Here is a 6997-nt window from a genome sequence, read left to right as displayed (position 1 = left end):
ATCACTGCACCCTTTACTGCCAATTTTTCATCCGCTGCTTTAATGCTGGCAATTTTGGCCGAATAAACTCGGCTCATTTGGCCTGCGCCTATACCAATGGTCATATTATCGCGGGCGTAGACAATGGCATTGGATTTTACAAACTTTGCCACTTTCCAGCTAAATAAAGCATCACGTAATTCTTTTGGGTTAGGTTGATGTTGAGAAACCACGTGTAAATCGGTTTCTGTCACCATGCCAAGATCACGCTCTTGCACCAATAGCCCGCCGTTAACCCGTTTAAAGTCTAAAGCCTTTGTTTGTGTTTGATCATGCCACTGGCCACACACTAGCACCCGCACATTCTTTTTCGTAGCCAGTAATGCTTTGGCACTTTCGCTGACACTGGGGGCGATGATCACTTCGACAAATTGCCGATTGATAATAGTATCTGCTGTAGCGGCATCTAATTCGCGATTAAAAGCAATAATGCCGCCAAAAGCGGAAGTGGGGTCGGTTTTGTAAGCCTTTTCATAGGCGTTGAGAATAGTATCGCTGATGGCGACACCACAGGGATTAGCATGTTTTACGATCACACAGGCAGGTTCACTGAACGCTTTAATACATTCTAGTGCGGCGTCACTATCCGCAATATTGTTATAAGAAAGCGGTTTGCCTTGTAATTGTTGTGAGCTGGCAACCGACGCTTCTTGCCATTGGTCTTCTACGTAAAAGGCTGCTTGCTGGTGGCTGTTTTCACCATAACGCATATTTTGTTTTTTAATATAGTTAAGGTTGATGGTTCGGGGGAAAAAACCGCAAGGCTGCTCGGTATCATCATGATAAGGAGGAACCCGTGTACCCAAATAATTGGCGATCATACTGTCATAAACCGCGGTATGCTCAAACGCTTTCACGGCCAGATTGAAACGGGTTGTATCAGTCAGGGCACCATTATTTATTTTCAGCTCATTAATAATTGACAGATAGTCGCTATTTTTAACGACGATAGCCACGTCTTTATGATTTTTGGCGGCTGAACGCACCATCGTGGGCCCACCGATATCAATATTCTCAATAGCCTCTTCCAGTGAGCAATCTGCTTTGGCAACGGTTTGCGCGAAGGGATACAAATTCACCACTACCATATCAATAGCTTGAATATTGTGTTCTGCCATAATGGCTTCATCTTGATTTCGTCGTGCTAAAATACCGCCATGTATTTTAGGATGCAGCGTTTTAACGCGTCCCGCCATCATTTCAGGAAAACCAGTATAATCAGCAATGTCGACAACGGTTAGCCCGGCTTCTCGTAATAAACTGGCAGTACCACCGGTGGAAATGAGTTCTACATTATTTTCATAAAGCGCTTGAGCAAATTCAACGATACCGGTTTTGTCAGAGACACTAATGAGAGCACGGCGGATAGGGATAAAAGAAGACGTAGAAGGCGGGGTAGTTTGCAGCATGATTTTTTAATTCCTTGGCTTTTTATTGCAAATAATATACCCATAGCCCTTGAAGTTGCCTTCGGCTGCCAGGGCGTAAGATCCCGATGAGCCTGGACATATAGCCGAATCAAATTAAACTGGTTTGGCTATACCATGGGGGGCGAATGTCCGCAGCCAACAACACGGCAGCTTCAAAGGCGAAGGGTATAGAGTGAAAAATAAGTGATGCGAATTGTAGCGAAAACGATTAAGTGATGCTCGTCAAATTTAATCACTGTGTCTGAGGCAGCAAATAGAACCACCTTGCTGTGATGCGCCAGAGGCGAAATTTGCTAGAAATAGGGAGAGTAGTTCACTACTATACCCACAGTCCTTCAAGTTGCCGCTAGGCGAGAGTGTGAGGCCGATGAGCGTGGACATACCATGAGGCGAGCACCCGCAGACAACAAAGCCGTAACTTGAAAGGAGAAGGGTATATAGGCTTGAAATATCTCATATTACCCTCACATAGGGACATATGAAATATACTGTATTAGCCTTATGAAAGTTACTTAACATTATTCCAGAGGTTCTGATGATCGTGAGCAAATTTGGTATCGGCCAACAAGTTCGTCATAAGCTGCTTGATTACCTGGGGGTAGTCATTGATATAGATCCTGAATATTCGCTCCAACAACCACAACCAGACGATTTAGCCAATAATGACGATTTGCGTTTTTCTCCTTGGTACCATGTGGTAATGGAAGATGATGACGGGCAACCCATCCATACTTATTTAGCTGAGATACAGCTGGCTTATGAAGCGTCAGAAATTCATCCAAAACAGCCTTCACTAGATGAATTGGCCGCTTCTATCCGTAATCAGTTACAAGCGCCGCGTCTGCGTAACTGAATTTTTTATTGATATTAAAAAAATTATACGCTTTGTTAGGCTAGCCAGTCTTTTGGCTTTAGAAAATGATTATACAGTTCCGCTTCCGGGCTCCCTGCTTCTGGTTGATAGTTGCATTCCCATCGTACTCGCGGGGGAAGTGACATTAAAATTGATTCACTACGTCCTCCCGTTTGGAGCCCAAAAAGTGTACCGCGATCCCAAACTAAATTGAATTCCACATAACGACCCCGACGATACAGTTGGAACTCTCGTTCTTTTTTTCCCCAAGTCATATTCTGGCGTTTCTCAATGATTGGCAGATAAGCGGTGAGAAATCCTTCGCCGACCGCTTTTATGAAATCGAAACAAGTATTGAAGTCAGGAGTATTGAGATCATCAAAAAACAACCCCCCGATCCCACGTGCTTCATTACGGTGTTTGATGTAAAAATAGTCATCGCACCATTTTTTGTATTGGCTGTATTTTTCTTTACCAAAAGGTTTACAGAGTGCTTGAGCGGTTTTATGCCAGTGAATAGCATCTTCTTCAAAACCATAAAAAGGTGTCAGATCAAAGCCGCCTCCAAACCACCAGACCGGCTCTTCACCTGGTTTTTCAGCAACAAAAAAACGAACATTAGCATGGCTGGTTGGCAGATAAGGATTTAACGGATGGATAACCACTGAAACGCCCATGGCTTGGAAAGCACGACCCGCGAGCTCGGGACGGCGTGAGCTAGCAGAGTGCGGTAGTGCATTTCCACACACATCAGAAAAATTCACACCGGCTTGTTCGAATAATCTACCCTTGGTCATGAGCCTGCTGCGGCAGTCACTTTTGCCTTTCATCACCCAGCATTGTTCTGTAAATTTCTCTTTCTCATCCAGTTGTGTTAGTTCTTGACAGATTTTATCTTGTAGATAGATAAGGAAAGCTTTGACTTGTTCTTTTTCTTGAGCAGATAGGTTCATAAACTTTAATTGATTGGATTGAGAATTCTTTTGGCCTCTGAGTATACCGCCATTTCTTATTTTTAGTCGCTCTAAAGAAGATTTTGAACAATTTTTTAGCGCGTTATTATGAATACTCCAAAGGTTAAAAAATATTTTGATTAAAAAAAAGTGGCCATTTAGAAGTGAGTTCATTTAACATTGGTTGCAAATATTTCTTTAATCCTCTCTCTTAAGGTAAAAAAATGGCTGGACACCTCTTTACATCAGAATCCGTTTCAGAAGGGCATCCCGATAAAATTGCTGACCAGATTTCCGATGCGGTACTGGATGCAATTTTAAAGCAAGATCGCACTGCGCGTGTTGCGTGCGAGACTTATGTTAAAACCGGCATGGTGATAGTAGGCGGTGAAATTACTACCAGTGCTTGGGTGGATGTTGAAGATATAACACGTAATACCGTGCGTGAAATTGGTTATATCAATTCTGATATGGGTTTTGATGCTAACTCTTGTGCGGTATTAAGTGCGATTGGCAAACAGTCGCCGGATATTAATCAAGGCGTTGATCGTGAAAAGCCTGAAGATCAGGGCGCGGGTGATCAGGGATTAATGTTCGGTTATGCCACTAATGAAACCGATCAATTGATGCCGGCTCCCATTGTTTACGCACATAGTTTAATGCAACGTCAGGCTGCAATGCGTAAAAATGGCACGTTACCCTGGTTGCGCCCCGATGCTAAAAGTCAGGTTACCTTTCAATATAAAGATAACGCTATCGTTGGCATTGATACGGTAGTGCTATCAACGCAGCACAGTGAAGCTATCAGCTTAGATGCGTTAAAAGATGCGGTAATGGATGAAATCATCAAACCTACTTTACCTGCCAAATGGCTCAATAAAGACACGAAATATTTTATTAATCCGACAGGGCGTTTTATCATCGGTGGCCCGATGGGCGATTGTGGGTTAACCGGCCGTAAAATTATCGTCGATACCTATGGTGGGATGGCGCGTCATGGCGGTGGGGCTTTTTCGGGTAAAGATCCGTCTAAAGTCGATCGTTCTGCTGCTTATGCTGCGCGCTATGTAGCAAAAAACATTGTCGCGGCGCAGTTGGCTGATCGCTGTGAAATTCAAATTTCCTACGCTATTGGTGTCGCTGAACCGACCTCCATTATGGTGGAGACTTTCGGTACAGGAAAAATTAGCGACGATAAATTGATCAAGTTAGTACGTGAATTTTTTGATTTACGCCCGCATGGTTTAATTCAGATGCTAGATTTGTTACAACCGATTTATCGTCAGACAGCAGCCTACGGTCATTTTGGTCGTGATGATTCTTTTCCTTGGGAAAAAACCGATAAAGCGGCACTCCTAAGAGCAGAAGCAGGGCTTGTCGACGTCAGTCACCAATAAAAGAAAAAATCACTTATTTTTTAATGATGCCGACCTACTGTATGGTCGGTTTTTTATAGCTTTTTAAGCTGTTGACTGCCAGCCACCTTAATCATTCTGTGCTTTGTATAGCCAAATCAGTTTAATTTGATTTAAGTGTTGTCGTCGCTTGCCGTACTACTTGTACTGTCTGCGCTCCTTCGCCTTGAATCAAATTAAGCTGATTCTGCTATATTCACAAAGATAATTATCAAAAAAAAACAATTACTATCAGATGCTGAACTAAGCATATTTATTTTTCAAAAGCAATGGTATTAAATACTCTGTACTTTCTAATGGAGAATACACAATGAATTTTATAGCGTCTGACTACCATGATACAGCTCCCGAGCGTTTAAAGCATAGCCGTAATATTACATTTGATACTGAGCTGAATCAGATTTTAGTGGCGGTAGCGAGTATGGATGAGCAATCTGCTGATGATTGTGATGGTATTCTTTCTGTGTTTAATGAGCGAGAGCAAAAACTCATCGAAAATACACGGAATAATATCGGTATTGCATCAATCAAAAAAATGATTATTGATATTATGTTTGCTAACCCAAAATACTCTGAATTTTATCTTAAGCAGGCACAAGAAAATGGGGTAATTAGTTCGTTATTTTGTGAAAGAGCCTGGTACGATATACATAAATCTTCTCCCAATTTTAGTAATGTTAGCAGGGAGCATCTCTGTGTTTTTGCTGCCGGCTTCATGTTAGAGCAAGCTCGGGCTCAAATTAAAAAGAAATATTTTCGGTTACAAGATAAGGCATTGCCTCTTGAGCATTATCATGAGCAATGTGAGCGCTTATTATCTGATACCCTGCGCTTGTTAGGTATGGTTAGTAGTCGATCTGTTGAAATGCAGAGTACCAAGAAAATTATAGCGATGCGAGAGGTTTTATCTCAGGTTTTAAGCGATAATTTTATGGTACATAATCAATCTAATACTAATAAAGAAAAAATAATTAATAATATTCTTTCGCTATATTACAAAAAATATGCGCTTCAGTATAACCTACCAACGGTATCTTTACTGCAATCCATTTCCACTGCGGTAGCGGAGTCGGTCTTTAGCGTAAAAAAATGTAATGTAAACTACATTATCGCTAAAGGTATTATAGAGCCTTATTATAAAAGTCATTTTGATCAAAAAACAATTACAGAATATTTAATAGAATACATGTTTACTTACACGAAAAAACAAATTAAAAAAATAAAGGGGAGCAGTGTATTACGCTTTATGAAGCGCCATTGGTTAATTTTTTATGTTCAAATAATATCTCTGAAAACATGAAAAATATAACGCGATTGGTGAGTAAGTTAGTTTACGAAACCTTGAAAATTTTGAAAAAAAATCAAATATTAGGATCTTACGAAGAAAATATGGCTATTTGTGATGCATTCTATGATATAGCCAGAAAGGATTATGGGTTAGCATTGCCTTCACTTGATGATTTGCAAAATAAAGCCAAAAAAATCATTAAGAGCGTTAATCATCGTATTGAAAATTAATTATTAATAATGATAATAACTACTAATAAATTTTTAACTTAATAAAATTATTTCATTATGATGCTCCATCATTTTTTTATATTTATCTGAAACAACTTATTATTCTATTTTTTAAACTTAAAATACATTGTTATCACGCGCTAGATCAATAATGAAAATCATAAAATAAAATGTATTATTGAAAATTTTCATTGACGTATTCTTTGTAGGTGATTGGCTATATAGGGGTATTGGTCATACGTCATAAATCACATAGTGAATTTTCTTTTTAAATAACCATTCCATATTAGTATGACAATTATGTTTAGATAACTTTTTCTGGAGTAGAGATAAATACTGTTTTGTTGATTTCGATTGACATTAAATAACAAAATTCTATTTATGGTGGGCAATAGCGACAGCCGTTTGAAATAGTGAGTATATCCCCTTCGCCCCTTGCCGCCTAGCGGCAATTTGGAGGACAGTGGGTATAGCCGCATTTATTACGTTGCTTAACGGTATGATTTTCTATAGTCTGCGGGCTTTTCTTTGCCTGGGTTATTTTGAGAAATGCTTCGCAAAAATTTGTTATTTTTCTTTTCTCGTCGTCTTTTTTTTCTGTAGTTAGTCACAGTCAAGATATCAATAATTTTTCTCAAGCTAAAATTGTTGCGGCTAAAATCCACCGAGATGTGCCTGGCAGTTTTTATTGTGGCTGCCCTATTCGTTGGCAGGGCAAAAAAGGGGTGCCTGATCTCGCCGCTTGTGGTTATCAAGTGCGTAAAAATGGCTCGCGTGCCGAACGAATTG

6 protein-coding genes and 1 pseudogene are annotated in these 6997 nt (G+C 40.1%); 5 read left to right on the top strand and 2 right to left on the bottom strand.

Annotation, left to right across the window (positions count from 1 at the left end; translation table 11 throughout):
• Window positions 1-1448: bifunctional phosphoribosylaminoimidazolecarboxamide formyltransferase/IMP cyclohydrolase (gene purH / locus REG_RS09670; RefSeq protein ID WP_039908751.1), on the bottom strand; the 1448-nt coding region annotated here is incomplete at its 3' end.
• Between the two features lie 556 nt (window positions 1449-2004).
• Here purH and hspQ point away from each other — a divergent pair.
• Window positions 2005-2322, top strand: coding sequence for a heat shock protein HspQ (gene hspQ / locus REG_RS09665; protein WP_006705471.1), 318 nt, complete (start codon window positions 2005-2007; stop codon window positions 2320-2322).
• A 35-nt stretch (window positions 2323-2357) separates the two neighbouring features.
• Here hspQ and hemF read toward each other — a convergent pair whose 3' ends face one another.
• Window positions 2358-3275: an oxygen-dependent coproporphyrinogen oxidase gene (hemF, locus tag REG_RS09660; protein WP_039908758.1), complete on the bottom strand. Its 918-nt coding sequence runs from the start codon at window positions 3273-3275 to the stop codon at window positions 2358-2360.
• A gap of 224 nt (window positions 3276-3499) precedes the next feature.
• Here hemF and metK point away from each other — a divergent pair, with 224 nt between their 5' ends.
• The 4 genes and pseudogenes from metK to REG_RS09640 form a co-directional block, all read left to right on the top strand.
• Window positions 3500-4672 (top strand): methionine adenosyltransferase, encoded by a 1173-nt coding sequence (gene metK, locus REG_RS09655; RefSeq protein ID WP_006705469.1) that lies wholly within the window; start codon window positions 3500-3502, stop codon window positions 4670-4672.
• 328 nt (window positions 4673-5000) lie between these two features.
• Window positions 5001-5990, top strand: coding sequence for a hypothetical protein (locus REG_RS09650; protein WP_006705468.1), 990 nt, complete (start codon window positions 5001-5003; stop codon window positions 5988-5990).
• On the top strand, window positions 5987-6208 hold the full coding sequence (locus REG_RS09645) for a hypothetical protein (protein ID WP_006706037.1): 222 nt from the start codon (window positions 5987-5989) through the stop codon (window positions 6206-6208). Before REG_RS09650 ends, REG_RS09645 begins: the two co-directional genes overlap by 4 nt.
• Window positions 6209-6777: 569 nt before the next feature.
• A pseudogene (locus tag REG_RS09640) lies at window positions 6778-6997 on the top strand (deoxyribonuclease I); the annotation flags it as partial.

The sequence above is a fragment of the Candidatus Regiella insecticola LSR1 genome (assembly GCF_000143625.1).
Taxonomy (GTDB): Bacteria; Pseudomonadota; Gammaproteobacteria; order Enterobacterales; family Enterobacteriaceae; genus Regiella; species Regiella insecticola.
This window is presented reverse-complemented; position numbering and strand designations above follow the sequence as displayed.